Raw genomic sequence first — 19,761 nt, forward strand, 5'->3', positions numbered from 1 at the left:
GACGCCCGAACCGACGGAGACGGACACGCCGGAGCCGACGGAGACGGACACGCCAGAGCCGACGGAGACGGATACGCCGGAACCGACGGAGACGGACACGCCGGAACCGACGGAGACGGACACGCCCGAACCGACGACTACCCCTACACCAGAGCCGTCACCGCTGCTACCGCTGTTGCCGCCCTTCTTCCCGGATGACCAGACGGACACGCCGACACCGGAACCGACGGACACGCCGACAGACACACCGACGGATACGCCGACGGACACGCCGACAGACACGCCAACGGACACGCCGACAGATACGCCAACGGAGGAACCCACGGATGACCCGACGGAGGAACCCACGGGCGACCCGACTGATGCTCCGAACGGTACGTCGACGGAGACGCCGACTGCGGCACCCGACAGCGACGACGATGACGACGACAGTGGTGGTGGCGGTGGCGGCGGCGGTGTGCTCGACTTCCTCGACGATGACGACGACAGCGAGGAGGAGCAGACCGACTCGCCGACGGCGACTGACACGACCACGAGCACCGCCACCAGCACCGCTACGAGCACCGCCACCGTGACGTCCACGACGGCGAACAACTCGAGCGCGATCCTCTCGACGGCGACGAACACGTCGAACGGGTCGCTTCCGGCGGCCGACGGCACAGTCGTCACTGACGTCTCGTTCGAGCCCTCGCGTATCTCGACGAACGTCCAAGCGACTGCCGTCGTCACCGTCCAGAACCCACAGTCGACGGCGGACACGCACACGGTCGAACTCGAGATGTCCGGACAGGCGGTGAGTTCGCGACAGGTGACCGTTCCGGCCGACGGTGAGGCGACGGTCCAGTTCAACTTCAACATCGTCGAACCGGGGACGTACACGGCACGAGTCGGGTCGGAGACGGCGACCATCACCGTCGTCGACCCCGCCGAGTCGACGAGTACCGCGACGCCGTCGACGTCGACGCAGTTCCCCGGCTTCGGTGTCGGCGTCGCGCTCTCCGCGCTCGCACTCGCGGCGCTCTTCCTCGCTCGCCGCGACTGACTGCTCTCTCCGCCGACTCTCGTTCGCCGTTCGCCGTCCGCCGTTTCCCACCCCCTCCCCCGTCTACCGTCCGAGGGTTCAAACCGGAAGCCGCGGCCACTTCGCGCCATGGACTCGACCCGCCTCTTCGCCGGCGACTGTACCACGACGTTCGAGGGCACGCGCGACCGGACCACTCGGGGCCGCGTCGTCGTCCTCGTCAAACCCGACTGGACCGTCCTCGTCCACGACGCCGACGGCTACCAGCCGGTGGCGTGGCTCACCCGCCCGGACTCGCTCTCCGTCGAGGAGGACGGCTCCGGGTTCGGGCTCACCGCGCGGGCGGACGAGCAGACTCTCCGCGTCGTCTCTCACGACCTGGCCGGGCGGGCGACCTACCCTGTCTCGGCTGCCGGCGTACCGGTCGGTCACCACCCCGAGACCGGCGAACCGCTCGTCCGCACCGCCGGATACGTCGTCGGCCTCGATTCGGGCGTCGAGTTCCCTCTCGTCGCCGGTGCACAGGTCCTCGCCGAGACCTGCGACGACTGCGGACTCCCGCTGATGCGAGTCGAGCGCGGAGCTGTCTTCGAGGTGTGTCTCGACCGCTCCTGTGAGCCACTCGACGACGCCGTCCGCGAGCGGTTCGACGGCGCGTGGTCGTGCCCGGACTGTGGCTCCCCGCTCCGGGTGCTCCGTCGGTCCGGACTCCTCGCCGGCTGCGACGCCTACCCCACGTGCGAGACGGCGTTCTCGATTCCGGCGGGCGTCGTGGTGGACACCTGCGACTGCGGCCTCCCCGTCTTCGAGACGCCGACGGGCCGGCGCTGTCTCGACAGCACCTGCGGCGAGTTCTGTCCCGACGGTCCGGACGGCGCCTGACTGCCGGTACGGCCACAATCGGTGGGGCTTTCACCCCGCCGGACGGCAACCGCGGTATGCACGCGACGCTCGACGACGACGGGCGGACCGTCCACCTCGCCGGTGACGCCCGTCAGCGGTTCTACGACTCGCGGGGCTACGGCCGACCGACCGGTGGTGACGACCTCGAACTGGCGGCCGTCGAGGCCGCGCACCTCCTCCAGCGAGGCGACATCGACGGCGTCGACGCCGGCGGACGGGAGTTGGACTTCCGGGCGTTCCTCGCGACGACGGGTGTCGTCCTCGAGTTCGTCGTCTACAAGGACCTCCGTGACCGGGGCTTCTACCTCTCGCCGGACAGGAGCGCCCGCGACGACGTCGACTTCGTCGTCTACCCCCGGGGAAGCGGGCCGTGGGACGACGACGTCGCCTACCGAGTTCGGGTCGTCGGCGAGCGAGAGTCCGTCGCCGCGAGGTCCCTCGGCGACGTCGTCCTCGCTGTCGTCGACGAGGACGGTGACCTCACGTACTTCGAGACGTCGTCGGACTCACCGGCCGGAACGCTGGACGCGGAGCCGCCGCGGACCCTCGCCGGGACGCTCCTCGCCGACCGCGTCCTCGTGTGGGACCCCCCCGAGGAGCTGTACGACGGCCACTTCTACGGGCAGCGGCTGTACGGACGGAACGCCGACTCCGGCCCCCTCCAGCTTTCGCTCCTCGAGGCCGCCTCGCTCGTTCGCCGAGACGCGCTGGCGGTGACCGACGCCTCGGGCGAGTCGGTGAACGAGGGTGCCGTCGTCGCCCGCGGCCGAGCGGTCGAGGGCGAACGGTTCGACCGGCGACTCCACACCTACGCGACGCTCCGAGACGAGGGGGGCGTCCCGAAGTCCGGCTTCAAGTTCGGTGCCGACTTCCGCGTGTACGAGTCGTTCAGTTCGGTGTCGGAGCTCTCTCACTCGGACTCGCTCGTCCGCGTCGTCGCGCCGGACCTCTCCTTCCTCCCGCGTGACCTCTCGCTCGATGTCCGCCTCGCCGGCGGGGTCCGCAAACGAATGGTTTTTGCGCTGACCGACGCCAACGGTGGAGTAGACTGGCTCTCCGTAGCCCGATTGACCCCATGACCGACGACACACCCACGGACACGGACGCCGACGATTCACGAGTCGACCCCGAGCGCCGACGTCACCTCCCCGACGGTGGGACGGCCGCCGGCGCCGACGACGTGACGCTCGACCCGTGGGGCTCGTCGACCATCGCCGACTACCGGAAACTGTTCGAGGAGTTCGGCATCGAGGAGTTCGACGAACTCATCGAGTCGGTGCCGAACCCCCACTACCTGATGCGCCGCGGCGTCATCTTCGGCCACCGCGACTACGGCCCGGTGGCCGAGGCGCTCAGGAACGACGACCCCGCCGCCGTCCTCTCGGGGTTCATGCCGACCGGCGACCCCCACATCGGACACAAACTGGTGTTCGACGAGATTATCTGGCACCAACAGCAGGGCGCCGAGGCGTACGGCCTCATCGCGGACCTCGAAGCGCACGCCGCGCGCGGCCTCACCTGGGCGGAAATCGACGAACACGCCCGCGACTACCTGCTCTCGCTGCTCGCGCTCGGGTTCGACCCCGACGAGGGGGAGCTCTACCGCCAGTCCGGGAACCGGGAGGTGCAGGACCTCGCCTTCGAACTCGGCTCGAAGGCCCGGTTCGCGGAGTTCGAGGGCATCTACGGCTTCGACAGCGAGACGTCCATCTCGCACATGCAGAGCGTCGTGACGCAGATGGCCGACATCCTCTACCCGCAGATGGAGGAGCCGAAACCGACCGTGATTCCGGTCGGCCCCGACCAGGACCCGCACGTCCGCCTCTCGCGTGATCTCGCCGCTCGCATGCGCTTCTTCAAGGTGACGGAGGCGTACTTCAGTCAGGAACTCGACGACGCGGAACGGGCGCTCGTCGCGGAGGCGTACGGGACGCTCGCCGGTCGGGCGGACGCGGGCCAGGAGGTCCGCTGTGTCCACGGCGCGCAGTACCTCGTCGACCCCGACGCCGTCACGCTTGACGCCGACCGCCCGACCGTCGAAGTCTCCGAACTCGACGACCCGGTCAGGGCGTCGGCGGTGAAGAAACTCCAGAACGCCGGGATGGAACCGCTCCGGCCCCGGGTCCGGTTCCTCGACCGGAACGCCTCTCCCGACGCGTTCGAGGACCTCGTCGAACGCATCGACGGCGAGAAGCGCCGGTACGACGAGCACGTCGACGCCTTCGACCTCTCCCCCGAGGACGCGGAGGCCCTCGCCCGCGAGGTGGAAGTCGACAACGGCGGCTACGGCTTCCACATGCCCTCCTCGGTCTACCACCGCTTCATGACCGGGTTGACCGGCGGGAAGATGTCCTCCTCGATTCCGGCGAGCCACATCTCGCTCCTCGACGACCCCGCCGAGGGATACGACAAGGTCAAGTCGGCGACCACCGGGGGACGGGACACCGCCGAGGAACAGCGCGAACTCGGCGGCGAGGCCGACAAGTGCCCGGTGTACGAACTCTACGCCTACCTCCTCTCGGGCGACGACGACGACTTCGCGAAGCGGGTCTACGACGAGTGCGTCGGCGGCGAACGCCTCTGTGGAGACTGCAAGGAGCAGGCCGCCCAGTTGATGAAGGAGTTCCTCGCAGAACACCAGGAGAAGCGCGCGGAGGCCGAGGAACTGCTCGACGGCCTCGACATCGAACTCGAGTCACCGCGCCGGCGCGTCGCGGGCGAGGGCGGCGGCGACGACTGACGGGCGCGCCCGACCCGCTCACCCGTCGACGACCGTTCCCACGTCCCGTTCCTCGGCCCGTTCCAGCACGTGTTCGGCGGCGGCCGCGTCGAGGACCGCACTGCCGACGCTGGCGACGACGATGATTTCGTCGTCGGACCGTCGCCCGGCACGGCCCTCGAACACCGCCGAAAGCGGCGTCAACCCCTCGACGGTGAGTCGTCCCGCGACGTCGCCGGTCTCGACCACCTCCTCGGGCACGTCGGCGAACACCTGTGCGGCCCGGCCGACGGTCGTCTCGTCGAGTTCGCACATCTCGGCGGTGTACGCGCCGACGGCGACGACGAGCGTGCCGGGTGCGAGGTCGGCCCCCGAGAAGACGGGTTCGGTGGCCGTCGTGGCCGTCACGACGACGGAGGCCCCCTCGACCGCCGCCCCGGGCGAGTCGACCGCCTCGGCGTCGAGTCCGTCCTCGTGGAGGTCGGCCGCACACTGGCGTCGAGAGTCGGGGGTCGGGGAGTAGACGCGGACCCGTTCGACGTCGGTGGCGGCCGCGACGGCGCGCGTCTGCCAGCGCGCCTGCGCGCCCGCACCGACGACGGCGAGGTCGACCGGCGGGTCGGCGGCGAGTTCCCGTGCCGCGAGCCCGCCGATACAGCCCGTTCGGGCGTTCGTGAGTCGGTCCCCGTCCATCGTCGCGCGCGTCTCGCCCGTGGCCGCGTCGGTGACGTGGACCTGTGCGCGGACGGTCGGTAGACCCCGGTCGGGGTTCGACGGGTGGACCGTCGCCACCTTCGTCGTGAACGTCGCGGCGCTGTGAATCGCGGCCGGCATCACCAGCGCCGTCCCGGCTGTGTCGCCCTCGCCGACGGGGAAGTGCGGGCGCGGGGGGCGTTCGACCGCGCCGCGACCCTGTTTCACGAACGCCTCCTCGACGACCGGGAGGAGGTCTGCGAGCGAGAGAACCCGTGCGAGGTCGTCGTCCGAGAGGATGCGCATACGGTGCACTCTCGTGGGCGGATGGTGAACGTTTCTCCGCACGCCGCCGTCCCTCTCGGCACCGTCGCCGCCTGCGGGCGCACAACGTTCATGCCCCTCGCCCCTCGATACCGTCCGTGCACGTCGTCGTCTGTGGCGGTGGTGTCGTCGGCCTCGCCGCCGCCCACTCGCTCGCCCGACGCGGCGCGGAGGTGACCGTCTGTGAGGCCGGGTCGCTCGGCAGCGGCAACACCGACCGCTCCGCCGGCGGCATCCGTGCGCAGTTTTCGACGCCCGTGAACGTCGACCTCTCGCTCGCCTCGATGGACGTGTGGAACGCCTTCGAGGAGCGGTTCGGCGTCGACATCGCCTACCGTCGCTCGGGCTATCTGTTTCTCGCCCGGACCGAAGGGACGGCCGAGCGGTTCCGCGCCCAGGTCGCGATGCAGAACGACCGGGGCGTACCGAGCGAGTATCTCTCGCCGGCGGAGGCACGCGAACGCTGCCCCGAACTCCGGGCCGAGGAGTTCGTCGGGGCGACGTACTCGCCCACGGACGGGTTCGCCGACCCACACCTCGCGCTCCAGGGGTTCTCGGGTGCCGCCACGGAGGCGGGAGCCGACGTCCGAACGAAGACGCCGGTGACCGGCATCGAAGTTGAGGCGACCGGTGACGAGGTGACGGCCGACGTTCGCGTCGAGACGCCCGACGAGACGCTCGCCGCCGATGTCTTCGTCAACGCCGCGGGGGCGTGGGCGCGGCGCGTCGGGGCGATGGCCGGCGTCGACCTCCCCATCGCCCCGCGGCGACGACAGGTCGCCGTCGTCGCGCCCGAGACGCCCGTTCCGGAGTCGGTCCCGCTCACCATCGACCTCGACACGGGGTCGTACTTCCGCCCCGAACGGGAGCGACAGGCGCTCGTCGGCGGCCACTTTTCCGACGAGGACCCGGACGTCGACCCCGACGACTACGACACGGGAATGGACCTCGACTGGGCCGTCGAGGCCGTCGAACGCGCGGGGGAGACGGCGGGATACTTCGGCCCCGAGACGGGTATCGTCCGTGGCTGGGCCGGCCTCTACGCCGTCACCCCCGACCACCACCCTGTCGTCGAGGTGTCCCGGCCCGGCGTCGTGACGGCCGCTGGCTTCTCCGGGCACGGCTTCCAGCACTCGCCCGCGACGGGGCAACTCGTGGCCGAACTCTGTCTCGACGGCGAGGCGTCGCTCCTCGACGTCACCTCCCTCTCGCGTGACCGGTTCGACCGCGACGAGGGGCGGGACGAGCGCAACGTCGCCTGATTCCGTTCCCGGCGGGTGGGAACGACCGCCCGGAGCTATGCTGTCAGCCCGTCGACTCTCCGGTGGCCATGACGCTCAAAGACGTCGCCATCAGAGGCGTAGAGACCGCGGGACCGGACGCCACCGTCCCCGTCCTGGCGAACACGATGGACGAGAAAGGGGTCGGAAGCGTCGTCATCACCGAGGAGAACCGGGTGGTCGGCATCGTCACCGACCGCGACATCGCGCTGACGCTGGCGCGCGAGACCGACCCGACCACGCTCACCGCCGCGGACGTGATGACGCCCGAACCGCTGACGATGCCTCCCGACGCCGGCCTCCTCGAACTCACAGAGCGGATGGACGTCGAGAGCGTCCGCCGCGTCCCCATCGTCGACGACAACGGCATCATCGTCGGCATCGTCACCCTCGACGACCTCGTCCGCCTGCTGTCGGTCGAACTGGACCACCTCGCCGCCATCATCGCGGCCGAGTCGCCCTGAGTCCGGAGACGACTGCTGCGGGAACACCCAGTGGGTCGCGGGCGCAGACGACCCGCCCGTGTGTCGCGCGGCCCACGCACCCGTTTCCGCCGCGAGAGCACTCCCGACTCGCCCCTCCCCTGGACGAGCGCGTCCTCGGCGCGACCCGGACGCTCCGACGGGCACTCACAACGTTTTTGTCCGCGCGACGTTCCCTCACACACATGGCGCTCGAACCCCACGCGCGGCGCACCGCTCCCCAGCCACCGGAAACGGGGTTCGGCTTCTTCTTCGCGGGCTGACCGTCGACTGTCGGTGGACCCCGCTCGCGTCCGAGGGGACGCGACGGGCGAAACCGACGCGCTCGCCCGGCGGGCCGGCACGCGCCGGTCACGACCCGCAACGGCTAACTGACGACCGGACGCTCCCACATCCAACGACGACGCGATACATGACACGCACACTCCCGGAAGCTCAGCACGCGGTCCTCACGACCGCGTCGGCAGACGACGCACAGACCATCGACGAACTCGCCCGAGAGACGGGCCTGAAGCCGGAGACGGTCACCGGTGCGGCCTTCGAACTCGAAGACGACGGCCTCGTCACGGTCGACGAGTCCGTCGCCGTCGACTACACCCTTACCGACGAGGGCGAGCGGTACGTCGACGAGGGCCTCCCCGAGGTCAGTCTCTACCGTGCCGCCGTCGACGCCGGCGCTCGCGACGACGCCGTCTCGATGGGGCAGGTCATCGGCGCGTCGGGACTCGACGGCGGCGCGGTGGACGTCGCCCTCGCGAACCTCGCGCGCAAGGGCTACGGTCGCATCGACAGCGGCCAACTCTCCGCGAGCGACGCGGACCCCGACGCGGATCCCGAGGCCGCCGCGCTGGCGGCACTCGCCGACGGCGACGCCGAGGACGTCGACGCCACGGTCCTCGACCAGCTCGAATCCCGCAACCTCGTCGAACGACACGAACGCACGGTCAGGTCCGTGACACTGACCGATGACGGCGTCGACGTTGTCATGCTGGAGGGCGTCGAGGTGGCGGAGACGGTCGACCGACTCACGCCCGAGTTGCTGACCTCCGGCGAGTGGCGCGACGTCGAGTTCACGGCGTACAACGTCGAGGCGGACGCGCCCCAGGTTCGGGGCGGGAAGACGCACATCCTGCGACAGACGGCCGAGCGCGTGAAGGACGTGCTGGTGGGGATGGGTTTCGAGGAGATGGACGGGCCGCACGCCGACGCCGAGTTCTGGATCAACGACTGCCTCTTCATGCCGCAGGACCACCCCGCCCGGACCCACTGGGACCAGTTCGCCCTCGACGTTCCGCCTATGTCCGACCTCCCTGCGGACCTCGTTGAGCGCGTCGAGTCGGCACACCGGGACGGCATCGGCGAGGACGGCGACGGCTACCACTCGCCGTGGACCGAGGAGGTGGCACGTGAGGTCGACCTCCGCGGCCACACCACGTCGCTGTCGATGCGGTACCTCTCGGGCCACGAGGTCGGTGAACTGGAGCCTCCCCAGCGGTACTTCTCCGTCGAGAAGGTGTACCGGAACGACACGCTCGACCCGACGCACCTCCTGGAGTTCTTCCAGATCGAGGGGTGGGTGATGGCCGAGGACCTCTCGGTCCGCGACCTGATGGGGACGTTCACGGAGTTCTACAGCCAGTTCGGTATCACGGACATCCAGTTCAAACCGCACTACAACCCCTACACGGAGCCGTCGTTCGAACTCTTCGGGAAGCATCCCGAGACGGGCGAACTCATCGAAATCGGCAACTCCGGGATGTTCCGCGACGAGGTGTTGCGACCGCTCGGTGTCGAGTGCGACGTGATGGCGTGGGGGCTCGCCCTAGAGCGGCTACTCATGCTCATCTACGGCTTCGACGACATCCGTGACGTCCACGGGACGCTGTGTGACCTGGACCTCCTGCGGGAGACGGAGGTGCTGTACTGATGCCCGTCGTCGACGTCTCCCTCGAAGAGCTCCAGCGACTCACCGGCGAGGAGAAGTCCGAGGAGGAGTTCAAAGAGGACCTGTTCGCGCTCGGTCTCGAGTACGAGGGCGAGACCGAAGACGGCAAGATGCAACTGGAGTTCGGCCCCGACCGGCTCGACCGTCTCTCCGTCGAGGGCGTCGCCCGGTCGCTGCGGTACCAGTACGGTTCGGATAGGGGAGTCACCATCCCGAAGACGAACGACGCCGACTGGACCATCGAAGTCGACGCGTCGGTCCCCGACGAACGGCCGTACGTCACGGGCGCCATCGTGCGAGGGCTCGACCTCGACGAGGCCGGCCTCGAGTCGCTCATCCAGCTCCAGGAGAAGCTCCACGCGACGATGGGCCGCAAGCGCGCGAAGGGCGCCATCGGCATCCACGACCTCGCGATGGTGAAAGGCGAGGTACTCGACGAGACGAACGCGGGCAACTCCATCACCTACCGGGGCGTCGACCCCGACGGCGACCGCTTCGTCCCGCTCGACTCCGACGCCGAGTTGACGCCGGGAGAGGTGCTCGAACGACACGCCACGGGGAGGAAGTACGCCGACCTCGTGAGCGAGTACGAGCGATACCCGGCCATCTACGACGAACTCGGCCTGTTCTCGTTCCCCCCGGTCATCAACGGCCGCCGGACGGAGGTCGACACCGAGTCGCGGGAACTGCTCGTCGAACTCACGGGGACGGACCAGTGGACCATCGACCGGATGTGTACCATCATCTGCTACGCGCTCTCGGCGCGAGGGGCGACCATCGAGGAGGTCGACGTCGAGTACGCCGACGGGGCACAGACACCCGACGACGGGGCGAGTCTGGTTCGCCCGGACTTCTCGGTCGACCGGAAGACGGTCTCACACGACCGCATCGAGTCGATGCTCGGCGTCGAACTCGACGCCGACGAGGTGGTGGACCTCTTCGAGCGCTCGGGCCTCGACGCGACGTACACCCTCGGCGACGCAGTCGAGTACGAGGTGGAGATCCCACCTTACCGCGTCGACGTGCTCCACCCGCTCGACCTCGTCGACGACGTCGGACGGGCGTACGGGTTCAACGAACTGGAGCCGAAGTATCCCGACGTCTCGACGGTGGGCGGGCGACACGAGCGCTCTCGACTGGAGAACGTCGCCCGCTCCTCGCTCGTGGGACTCGGCTTCGAGGATCTGCTGAACTTCCACATGATCTCGGCGGCGGAGAACTACGACCGGATGCGCCTCGCCGAGGGTGACGACGCTCTCGGCGGCGGGGCGGCGGTGACCATCACCGAACCTTACAGCGAGGACTACACCATGCTCCGGACGTGGGCGCTCCCCTCGCTCGTGATGGTGCTGGAGAACAACACCCACCGGTCGTATCCGCAGGACCTCGCCGAGATCGGTCTCGTCGCCCACGAGGACGACGCCGAACCGACACGCGTCCACGAGGGACGACACGTCGCCGGCGTCCTCGCCCGCCACGACGCGACCTACGAGGACGCGAAGGCGCGCCTGGCCGCCCTCTGCCGCGACTTCGACGTCAACCTGGAGACGCCGGCGACCGACCACCCCTCGTTCATCCCCGGCCGCGCCGCGGATGTCGTCGTCGACGGCGACCCGGTCGGCGTCGTCGGCGAGTTCCACCCCGAGGTGCTGGTCGAACACGACCTCGAACTCCCCGTCGCGGGCTTCGAGTTCGAACTCGACGCACTGCGGTAGGTCGCCTCGAGGGGTCGTCCCGGGCGGCTACGACCCCGGACACCCGGTCTGCCAGACGGCGTCGGGGTCGAACCCCGGACGGGTGACCTCGACCGGGCCGTAGTCGAACCGGAGCGTCACGGTCGCCGTCGCCGTCTCCCCGCCTCGTGCGACTCGAATCCGGTGTCTGACCCGCTGGAGGCGGTGCGTCTCGGCGTCGAACCGGGCGCGCGTGGTGACGTCCCGGACGTTCCCGCCGCCGAACGCCGCCCCGCCGACACCCCGGTCGCCGTCTGCCCGCAGTTCCGCGCCGGTCGGCCGGGCGGTGACGACGACGGACCCGTCACCCGTCCCGTTCCAGTAGACGCTCGTCGCCTCGAGGAGCGCGAGTTGCCGGCCGATCGGCGTGTGGTCCAGCCATGGCGTCGACGTCGACGCCGACAGGTTCTGCCGGCCCCAGCCGATTCGCGCACACTCGGTGTAGCGCGTGTGGTTGTCGAGGTAGACGCCCCGGGTGGCGTCCTCGGCTCGCGTCGTCGCGTTCAGCCGTCTGTCCCGCACGTCCACCCGGCCCGCGCCCGCGACGGAGACCGACCGTGCGTCCTCGCTCTCGACCCGCCCGCGGAGGGCGAACCGATAGCCGTCGACCGCCGCGGTGGCCGACCTGCTCGCGTCGATTGCTTCGACGGCGCGTTCGTCGCTCGGCGGCCGGTCGGGGCCGAACAGCCCGAGACAGCCACTGGTGAGGAGGAGCACGGCGACGAGGAGCGGGAGGGCACGCGCGGACCGCATCGGCCCGCGGCTTCTCACGGTCCCGGGATATGTCTTCGGGGCACGGTCGTCGTCACGCTCACGCCCCGCGCAACGCCCGCACCGTCCCGTCGTGGGTCGTGTACACCAGGTCGTCGGCGACGGCAACTCGTGGACCGAGGTCGGCGGCCGCCCGGCTCCACCGACGACTCCCGTCTTCGGGGTCGAAACAGTGGAGTTCCCCGCCGGCTTGCACCAGCACCGTCTCCCTCGCCACGACGGGACGGCCCGCGAGGTCGCCCGGGAGGGGCACCTGCCCTCGGTCGTCCCGTCGGTCAGCGAGAGGGCGTACAGTTCGGGCTCAGGGTGCTCGGCGGCGACGTAGAGGTGGTCGGCGCCGCCCGCGAGCGTCACCGGGGAGTAGGCGTCGAGGTGTGCGGACCACCGCCGGTCGTACCCTCCGTAGTCGAGGACGGCGGACTCGACTTCCCCGAACATCGGGTCCACCGCGAACACGGTCCCGTCGAGGGCGAACCGCTCGGCTATCATGTCGTTTCCCCGACCGTCGGGGCGTCTGTCCCCCGCGAACCGCCCGGTGTCGACGGCGAACGTCCACGGCTCCTCCCAGTGTGTGCCCGTCGAGACGAACACGTGGTCGTCGCTGGCGAACAGAGGCGACTGCCAGGGCGTCCCGAGGTCCGCACGCCAGCGCCGGTCCCCGTCGAGACCGCGGGCGACGAGGGCCGGTCCGTCCGCGCCGACGGAGTACACGCCGTGGCTGGCGACGAGGAGGTCGCTCCGTCCGGGAGTCTCGACCCGCTCCACCGAGCCCCCGCCGCCGGCCTCGAGGACGACGACGGCTCCCGGGGTCGGCACGTAGAGTCGGCCGTCGACTACCCGCGGTGTGGCCGCCGAGGGACCGACGACCTCGCGCCACTGCTCGGCTCCCGTTCGCGCGTCCAGCGCCCGGACGGCCCCGTCGTTTCCTCCGACGTACACGGTTCCATCGGCGACAGCGAGGTCAGAGAGCGACGTCTCGAACGAGACGCTCCACAGCTCCGTCGGCGGGGTGGTCGGCCCGGCGGCCTCGGCCGTGTAGTTGCTCAGGCCACTGTCGTGGGCCGGCATCGGCCACGCCGCGTCGACGCTGTCGGGGACGGCGCTGCCGTCCGACCGGGCCGTCGTCCTCGTCGCACCACCCGTCTGCTCGGTCGTCGTTTCGGCCGTCGGGGTGGTCGCCACCGTCGTCGGCCCGCCGGTCCGTGCGTCCGTCCCACGCCGGGTCGAACACCCCGCACCGGCTAGCGTCCCGAGGGTCGCGAGGAACGCGCGTCGGTTCACTGTAATCGAGCTACTCGGTGGAGCGGTAAGTGTCTCGTGTCGCTCGGACTGCCGCGTCCGCCTGCCGGTCGTGGACGAAACGAAGCGCCTACCACGTGGGGCCGACCACACCGTGGTATGGCGCGCGAGACGGCCAGAGCGAGCCTCTACGCTGGCGTCCTCCTCGTGGTCGTGGGACTGCTGGCGTGGGCGACAGGTCGACCGTTCGTCTTCCCGAGCCTCGGCCCCTCGGGGTACGCGCTGGCGACCGTCTCCGCCGAGGAAGCCTCCCCGCGGCGGGTCGTCGGCGGACACGTCGTCGGCGTCGGTGCCGGCCTGCTGACGTACCACGCCGTCGCGTCGGGACTCCTCATCACGACGACCGCTCCGGCCTTCTCGCTCTCACAGCTCAGACTGGTCGCCAGCGGCGTCGTCGCCGTCGTCCTCACGACTGCGGCCATGCTCCGAACCGACCTCGTCCACCCGCCGGCCTGCGCGACGACGCTCATCGTCGGACTCGGCCTGCTCTCTTCGGCCGTCGAAGCGGCCATCGTCGTCGTCTCCGTCGTGGTCCTCGTGGCTGTCGACACGGTCCTCCGCCCGGCGATGGGTCCCCTCTCGACCGAGTGAACCGGGCGACTCCCCGGTAGATTCCCGAGAGTAATAATTTTACATACTGGTATTATAATTGGATATTTATTGATAAACTCCGAAAAGACTACCTTCCCGACCCGTCTCTACTCGGGTATGCCCCGTGACGCACACTTCGACACCCGCGCCGTGGCCCACGGTGAGGGCCGCCGTCGGATGGTCGGCGAGGACGTCGTCGTCCCCATCCACCTCACCTCCACCTACGAGATTCCCGACATCGACCCCGACGCGAGTCTGGAGGAGTTAGACCCCGACGCGGGCGAGTACCTCTACTCGCGGCTCTCGAACCCGACGCGGAACGCCCTCGAACACCGACTGGCCTCGCTCGAGGGCGGCCAGCACGCCATGGCGTTCGCCTCGGGGACGTCGGCCATCGTCGCGACGGTGATGGGGTGTGTCGAACCCGGCGACCACGTCGTCGCGTTCGAGGACCTGTACGGCGGGACGAAGACGATGCTCTCGCGACTGTTCGCGGAACGCCTCGGCGTCGACGTCTCGTTCGTCGACGCGCGCGCCCCCGAGAACGTCGCCGCCGCCCTCAGCGACGAGACGAGTCTGGTGTGGATGGAGACGCCGACGAACCCGCTCATGCGCCTCTGCGACGTCGAGGTCATCGCTGACCTCGCACACGACGTCGGCGCGGTACTCGGCGTCGACAACACCTTCGCGAGTCCCGTCCTCCAGCGGCCACTCGAACTCGGGGCCGACGTGGTCGTCCACTCGACGACCAAGTACCTCAACGGCCACTCCGACTCGCTCGGGGGTGCAGTCGTCACCGACGACGCCTGCCTCGCCGACGAAATCGGCTTCCTCCAGCAGGTCGGGATGGGGAGCGTCCTCTCGCCGTTCGACGCGTTCCTGACGCTCCGCGGCGTGAAGACGCTCCCCCTCCGGATGGAGCGTCACGAGGCCAACGCCCACGCCATCGCAGAGTTCCTCGCTGACCACCCCCGCGTGACCCAGGTGTACTACCCCGGCCTGCCCTCCCACCCACAGCACGACCTGGCCGCCCGGCAGATGGACGGCTTCGGCGGGATGCTCTCGTTCGAGGTGGACGGGGACCTCGACGACGTGGCGACGTTCCTCGGGTCGCTCTCGGCGTTCCCGCTCGCGGTGAGTCTCGGCGGGGTGGAGAGCCTCATCGAACACCCCGCGACGATGACGCACTCGCCGCTCACGCCGGAGGACCGCGCCGCACTCGGTATCACGGACTCGCTCGTCCGGGTGTCGGTGGGCGTCGAGAACGTCGACGACCTGATCGCCGACCTCGACACGGGACTCGCGGCGCTCCGGTGAGGCGCCCCGCGCCCTCTCGCGGCGGGACGGCCGGGTGAGCGCCGCGGACGGGAGTCGACGGGGACGACCGGCCGAGACGGGGCAACCGAGGTGTTTAACAGGCGCGCAAGCGGTAGACCCACCCGAAAATGCCGAGCGGAGAATACGACCCCGACACCGTCGAGGCGGCGTGGCAAGAGCAGTGGGTCCGAGAGGACACCTACGCCTACGACGGAGAGGCGGTAGACCCGAACACCGTCTTCTCCATCGACTCCCCGCCGCCGACGGTTTCGGGTAGCCTCCACTGGGGCCACGTCTACGGCTTCACGCTCCAGGACTTCGCCGCCCGGTTCAACCGCATGCGCGGGAACAGCGTCTTCTTCCCGTTCGGCTACGACGACAACGGCATCGCCTCCGAACGACTGACGGAGGACGAACTCGGCGTCCGTCACCAGGAGTACGACCGGCGCGAGTTCCAGGAGATGTGTCGCGAGGTCTGTCAGGAGTACGAGTCCGAGTTCACCGAGAAGATGCAGAGCCTCGGTATCTCCATCGACTGGGACGAGACGTACCAGACCATCTCGCCGGAGGTCCAGCGCATCTCTCAGCTCTCCTTCCTGGACCTCTACGAGCAGGGGCGGGAGTACCGCCAGCGGGCACCGACCATCTGGTGTCCCGAGTGCGAAACCGCCATCTCGCAGGTCGAGACCGAGGACGACGAACAGGCGAGTCACTTCCACGACATCGCGTTCGGGGTCGTCGAGGCCGACGACGACGAGGGATTACCGGAGACGTTCACCATCTCGACGACGCGGCCCGAACTCCTGCCGGCCTGCGTCTCGGTGTTCGTGCACCCGGACGACGACGAGAACCAGCACCTCGTGGGCAACCACGCCCGCATCCCGCTGTTCGGGCAGGAAGTCCCCATCCTCGCCGACGACCGGGTCGACATGGAGACCGGGTCGGGACTGGTGATGTGCTGTACGTTCGGCGACCAGACGGACATCGAGTGGTACCAGGCGCACGACCTCGACCTCCGCATCGCCATCGACGAGTCCGGCACCATGACCGAGGAGGCCGGCGAGTACGCGGGTCTCTCGGCCGACGAGGCGCGCGAGAGTATCGTCTCGGACCTCGCCGACGCGGGCGCGCTCCTCGACAAGCGCGCCATCACCCACACGGTGAACGTCCACGAACGCTGTGGGACGAGCATCGAGTTCCTCGTCGCCGAGCAGTGGTACATCGAACTCCTCGACAAGAAGGAGGAGTATCTCGAGGCGGGGCGGCAGATGGACTGGTACCCCGAGAAGATGTTCACCCGGTACAAGAACTGGATCGAGGGGCTCCAGTGGGACTGGTCCATCTCGCGGCAGCGCTCGTCGGGCATCCCGTTCCCCGTCTGGTACTGCGGCGAGTGCGACCACGCGGTGATGGCCGAACGCGACCAGTTGCCCGTCGACCCCCTCCAGGACGACCCGCCGGTGGGGCGCTGTCCGGAGTGCGGTCACGACGAGTTCGTCCCCGAGGACGACGTCTTCGACACGTGGGCCACCTCCTCGTTGACGCCGCTGATCAACGCCGGGTGGGAGTGGAACCCCGAGACCGAGGCGATGGAAGTCGAGCGCGAGGAACTCTACCCGGTGAACCTCCGCCCGCAGGGCCACGACATCATCTCTTTCTGGCTCTTCCACACCGTCGTCAAGTGTTACGAGCACACCGGTGAGGTGCCGTTCGACAGCGTGATGATCAACGGGATGGTGCTCGACGAGAACCGCGAGAAGATGTCCAAGTCCAAAGGAAACATCGTCGCGCCCGACGAAGTCGTCGAGAAGTACCCGGTCGACGCCGCGCGCTACTGGGCCGCCGGCAGTGCCATCGGCGACGACCTCCCGTACAAGGAGAAGGGTCTCCGCGCGGGCGAGAAACTCCTCCGCAAACTGTGGAACGCCTCGAAGCTCGTCGACTCGCTGACGCCGGACGACGAGGTGCAGGTGGCCCACGACGACCTGCAGGAACTCGACCGGTGGCTCCTGGCGTCACTCGACGAGGAGGTGGCGTACATCACGGAGCGACTCGACGCCTACGAGTTCTCGAAGGCGCGCGACCGCCTCCGGAGTTTCTTCTGGCACACGTTCTGCGACGACTACCTCGAAATCGCGAAACAGCGCATCCGCGAGGGCGAAGACGAGTCCGCCGCGTACACGCTACAGGTGGCTCACCGGCGGTTCCTGAAGCTGTTCGCCCCGTTCCTCGCACACATCACCGAGGAACTGTGGCGCGACATGCACGGCGACGGGAGCGTCCACCGCACGGACTGGCCGGAGCCACTCGGCCTGGAGGCGGACGTCGAGGCGGGCGAGACGGCGCTGGCCGTCGTGAGCGCCCTGCGTCGGTACAAGTCCGACAACCAGTTGTCGATGAACGCGACTCTCGACTCGGTCAGAGTGTACGGCGACGTCGCGGGCTTCGCCGGGGACATCCGGCGCGTGATGCACGTCGAGGAACTGGAGACGAGCGACGAGGAGCCACCCATCGAGTCGGTCGTGACCGGTATCGACCTCGACTACTCGCTCGTCGGGCCCGAGTTCGGCGGCAAGGTCTCGGACATCGACGCCGGCCTCGACGCCGGTGAGTACGAACTCGTCGACGGGACGCTCCGCGTCGCCGGCGTCGAACTCGACGCGGAGATGTTCACCGTCGAAGAGGAGCGTCGGTACACCGGGTCGGGCGAGATGGTCGAAGCCGAGGACGCGGTCGTCATCGTCCAGTAGTCGCGCGAATCGCGCAGTCGCGTCCGGCCTCTGCCCTCGCGCTCGTTCGTGTCCCGTCGTCGACCGTCGCGTTTCGCTTCGAGCGAGCGGTTTCGTCTCGTTCGAGCGGACGGCCTAGAGGTCGACGCCGACCGCCTCGGAGACGTGGTCGAAGCCGTCGCTCTCGAGTCGTTCCAGCAGTCCCCGGTTGATGTCCCGCGCGACGGTCGGACCCTCGTAGACGAGCGCGGTGTACAACTGGACGACGTCCGCGCCCGCACGAATCTTGGCGTAGGCGCCGTCGGCGTCCGAGACTCCCCCAACACCGACGACCGGTACGTCGGTCCGCCGCGCGACGAACTTCACGAACCCCGTCGCGGTGTGCTCGATGGGCTTCCCCGAGAGGCCGCCGCGTTCGGCCTGCTCGGGCGAGCGGAGGCTCGCCGGTCGCGACGTGGTCGTGTTCGTCGCGATGACCCCGTCGAGTGCCAGGTCGTCGACGACGGCGAGCGCCTCCTCCACTGCCGCCTCGGGGAGGTCCGGTGAGAGCTTCACGAGGAGGGGACGAGCGCCCGCGTCGAGGAGGGTGCCGAGAATCGCTTCGAGCGCGTCGCGGTGCTGGAGTTCACGGAGACCGGGTGTGTTCGGGCTGGAGACGTTGACGACGCTGTAGTCGACCCACTCCCCACAGCGCTCGAACGTGTAGCGGTAGTCGTCCGGGGCCTCGTCGAGCGGTGTAACCTTCGACTTCCCGATGTTGAGACCGACCGGCACGCCCGGGAGCGCCGCGCGCGAGAGCCGGTTGCCGACGACGTCGGCACCGTGGTTGTTGAAGCCCATCCGGTTGACGATGGCGCGGTCCTCGCGGAGCCGGAACATCCGGGGCTTCGGGTTGCCCGGCTGCCGTTCGGCGGTCACACCGCCGACCTCGACGTGGCCGAAGCCGAGCGCGGCCAGCATCCCGGGGAGTTCGGCGTTCTTGTCGAAGCCGGCCGCGACGCCGACGGGGTTCGGGAACGACTGTCCGAAGGCGGTGGTCGCCAACCGTGCGTCGTCGACGCGGAGGCGCTCGCACGCGACGCGTTCGACGGGCGTCCCCTGCGTGGCACGTAACAGGCTCGTTCCGACGCCGTGGGCCGTCTCCGCTGGCAGTGCGAACAGCGCTGGTCGAACGACGTCGTAGAGGCTCATCGACCACCTGCTCGCGCCCAGCGCGACCTCTCCGCTCGCCCGACCTGTAACTCTCGTATCACAACCAAGTCAGAAGTCGTGTTCCACGTCGTCCGGGTCCGCCTTCTGGATGATGATCTTCCCATCTCTGACGCGGACGAACACCTCGTCACCGATCTCCATGCCCGCGACGGTGAGTTCGTCCTCGTGGAGATTGAGGTGCACGTTGTGGTACTCGCCGTTCTCGTCTTTGGCGCCACTCGGGCTGAGCTTCTTTTTCCGGACCATCGGGGGTGTCTACCCGATGCTTCGACATAGGATATACATAAGTGTTGTCTACGTCGGGAGGTAACTACCTGGCAGCCAACCGTGAATTTCCCGCCGTTTCGGCCGGCAACCCGTGCGTTTCGTCGACCCAGAAGTTTCCCCTGTCACGGCCGCCAGCAGGAGCGACTGGCTCGTGGATCGGCGAGTAGCAAGAGTATAGTCGTTCGCGCGAGCACCCACGCACGCGCGGCCAACACCCGGTCCGACCTCACGCGCGACGCGCGGGATGACTGACCGACCTCCAGCCGCGTCACAGTTCTGTCCAGTGTCGACTCGACTACGAGTCCGTTCGCGCAGGGACCGTGGTACGCTCTCTCGCCCGTTTATGATGGAGTGTCCCGTGAAACCGAGTGACGTAGCGGCGGTGCTTCGACGGCCTTTTATGTTCCCCCGGCGTTCGAGATAATGCGAAGGACGCACCCGGGTCACGCCGGGTGTGTCGGCATCCCCCCGGACT

The 19,761-nt window shown here is 69.0% G+C and carries 16 protein-coding genes and 1 pseudogene; 11 read left to right on the top strand and 6 right to left on the bottom strand.

Features of this window, described 5'->3' with window-relative positions:
* The coding region (locus tag ACESK5_RS14840) for a hypothetical protein (protein WP_372912361.1) at positions 1-759 on the bottom strand (759 nt) is incomplete at its 3' end.
* 19 nt (positions 760-778) lie between these two features.
* Between ACESK5_RS14840 and ACESK5_RS14845 the strand changes: the two genes are divergently transcribed.
* The 4 genes from ACESK5_RS14845 to ACESK5_RS14860 all read left to right on the top strand — a co-directional run bounded on the left by ACESK5_RS14845 (position 779) and on the right by ACESK5_RS14860 (position 4,664).
* Positions 779-1,042: a PGF-CTERM sorting domain-containing protein gene (locus tag ACESK5_RS14845; protein ID WP_372912362.1), complete on the top strand. Its 264-nt coding sequence runs from the start codon at positions 779-781 to the stop codon at positions 1,040-1,042.
* Positions 1,043-1,150: 108 nt separating this feature from the next.
* The gene (locus tag ACESK5_RS14850) at positions 1,151-1,903 is read left to right on the top strand and encodes an Sjogren's syndrome/scleroderma autoantigen 1 family protein (protein WP_372912363.1); all 753 of its coding nucleotides are present in this window, start codon (positions 1,151-1,153) and stop codon (positions 1,901-1,903) included.
* Between the two features lie 56 nt (positions 1,904-1,959).
* Positions 1,960-3,003: a tRNA-intron lyase gene (endA, locus tag ACESK5_RS14855; RefSeq protein ID WP_372912364.1), complete on the top strand. Its 1,044-nt coding sequence runs from the start codon at positions 1,960-1,962 to the stop codon at positions 3,001-3,003.
* Positions 3,000-4,664 carry a tryptophan--tRNA ligase gene (locus ACESK5_RS14860; RefSeq protein WP_372912365.1) on the top strand — a complete coding sequence of 555 codons (1,665 nt, stop codon included), beginning with the start codon at positions 3,000-3,002 and terminating at the stop codon, positions 4,662-4,664. The genes endA and ACESK5_RS14860 overlap by 4 nt, the downstream gene beginning before the upstream one ends.
* 18 nt (positions 4,665-4,682) lie before the next feature.
* Here the strand turns inward: ACESK5_RS14860 and ACESK5_RS14865 are convergent, their stop codons facing one another.
* Positions 4,683-5,642 (bottom strand): ornithine cyclodeaminase family protein, encoded by a 960-nt coding sequence (locus ACESK5_RS14865; protein WP_372912366.1) that lies wholly within the window; start codon positions 5,640-5,642, stop codon positions 4,683-4,685.
* Positions 5,643-5,758: 116 nt separating this feature from the next.
* Between ACESK5_RS14865 and ACESK5_RS14870 the strand changes: the two genes are divergently transcribed.
* From ACESK5_RS14870 to pheT, 4 genes are all read left to right on the top strand, one after another.
* Positions 5,759-6,922: an NAD(P)/FAD-dependent oxidoreductase gene (locus ACESK5_RS14870; protein WP_372912367.1), complete on the top strand. Its 1,164-nt coding sequence runs from the start codon at positions 5,759-5,761 to the stop codon at positions 6,920-6,922.
* A gap of 68 nt (positions 6,923-6,990) precedes the next feature.
* A complete protein-coding gene (locus tag ACESK5_RS14875; protein WP_372912368.1) occupies positions 6,991-7,404 on the top strand; it encodes a CBS domain-containing protein in 414 nt (137 codons plus the stop codon).
* A 430-nt stretch (positions 7,405-7,834) separates the two neighbouring features.
* Entirely contained in the window at positions 7,835-9,349 is a 1,515-nt protein-coding gene (locus ACESK5_RS14880; protein ID WP_372912369.1) for a phenylalanine--tRNA ligase subunit alpha, read from the top strand.
* Complete coding sequence (gene pheT, locus ACESK5_RS14885) at positions 9,349-11,082, top strand: phenylalanine--tRNA ligase subunit beta (protein ID WP_372912370.1); 1,734 nt, start codon at positions 9,349-9,351, stop codon at positions 11,080-11,082. The genes ACESK5_RS14880 and pheT overlap by 1 nt, the downstream gene beginning before the upstream one ends.
* 829 nt (positions 11,083-11,911) lie before the next feature.
* On the opposite strand, the gene ACESK5_RS14890 is transcribed toward pheT, so the two are convergent.
* Positions 11,912-12,124, bottom strand: a complete 213-nt coding sequence (locus ACESK5_RS14890; RefSeq protein WP_372912375.1) for a PQQ-binding-like beta-propeller repeat protein — start codon at positions 12,122-12,124, stop codon at positions 11,912-11,914.
* Positions 12,125-12,657: 533 nt separating this feature from the next.
* Positions 12,658-12,939: pseudogene (locus tag ACESK5_RS14895) on the bottom strand (PQQ-binding-like beta-propeller repeat protein); the annotation flags it as partial.
* A 330-nt stretch (positions 12,940-13,269) separates the two neighbouring features.
* Here ACESK5_RS14895 and ACESK5_RS14900 point away from each other — a divergent pair.
* From ACESK5_RS14900 to ACESK5_RS14910, 3 genes are all read left to right on the top strand, one after another.
* A complete protein-coding gene (locus tag ACESK5_RS14900) occupies positions 13,270-13,761 on the top strand; it encodes an HPP family protein (protein WP_372912371.1) in 492 nt (163 codons plus the stop codon).
* 117 nt (positions 13,762-13,878) lie between these two features.
* Positions 13,879-15,078 (top strand): PLP-dependent aspartate aminotransferase family protein, encoded by a 1,200-nt coding sequence (locus ACESK5_RS14905; protein WP_372912372.1) that lies wholly within the window; start codon positions 13,879-13,881, stop codon positions 15,076-15,078.
* Positions 15,079-15,206: 128 nt separating this feature from the next.
* Complete coding sequence (locus tag ACESK5_RS14910) at positions 15,207-17,828, top strand: valine--tRNA ligase (RefSeq protein WP_372912373.1); 2,622 nt, start codon at positions 15,207-15,209, stop codon at positions 17,826-17,828.
* A gap of 114 nt (positions 17,829-17,942) precedes the next feature.
* Here ACESK5_RS14910 and ACESK5_RS14915 read toward each other — a convergent pair whose 3' ends face one another.
* Both ACESK5_RS14915 and ACESK5_RS14920 read right to left on the bottom strand, forming a co-directional pair.
* The gene (locus ACESK5_RS14915) at positions 17,943-18,998 is read right to left on the bottom strand and encodes a quinone-dependent dihydroorotate dehydrogenase (protein ID WP_372912374.1); all 1,056 of its coding nucleotides are present in this window, start codon (positions 18,996-18,998) and stop codon (positions 17,943-17,945) included.
* A 69-nt stretch (positions 18,999-19,067) separates the two neighbouring features.
* Positions 19,068-19,265 (bottom strand): hypothetical protein, encoded by a 198-nt coding sequence (locus tag ACESK5_RS14920; RefSeq protein ID WP_103423765.1) that lies wholly within the window; start codon positions 19,263-19,265, stop codon positions 19,068-19,070.
* Between the last annotated feature and the right edge of the window lie 496 nt (positions 19,266-19,761).

The sequence above is a fragment of the Salinigranum sp. genome (genome assembly GCF_041641895.1).
Classification (GTDB): Archaea; Halobacteriota; Halobacteria; order Halobacteriales; family Haloferacaceae; genus Salinigranum.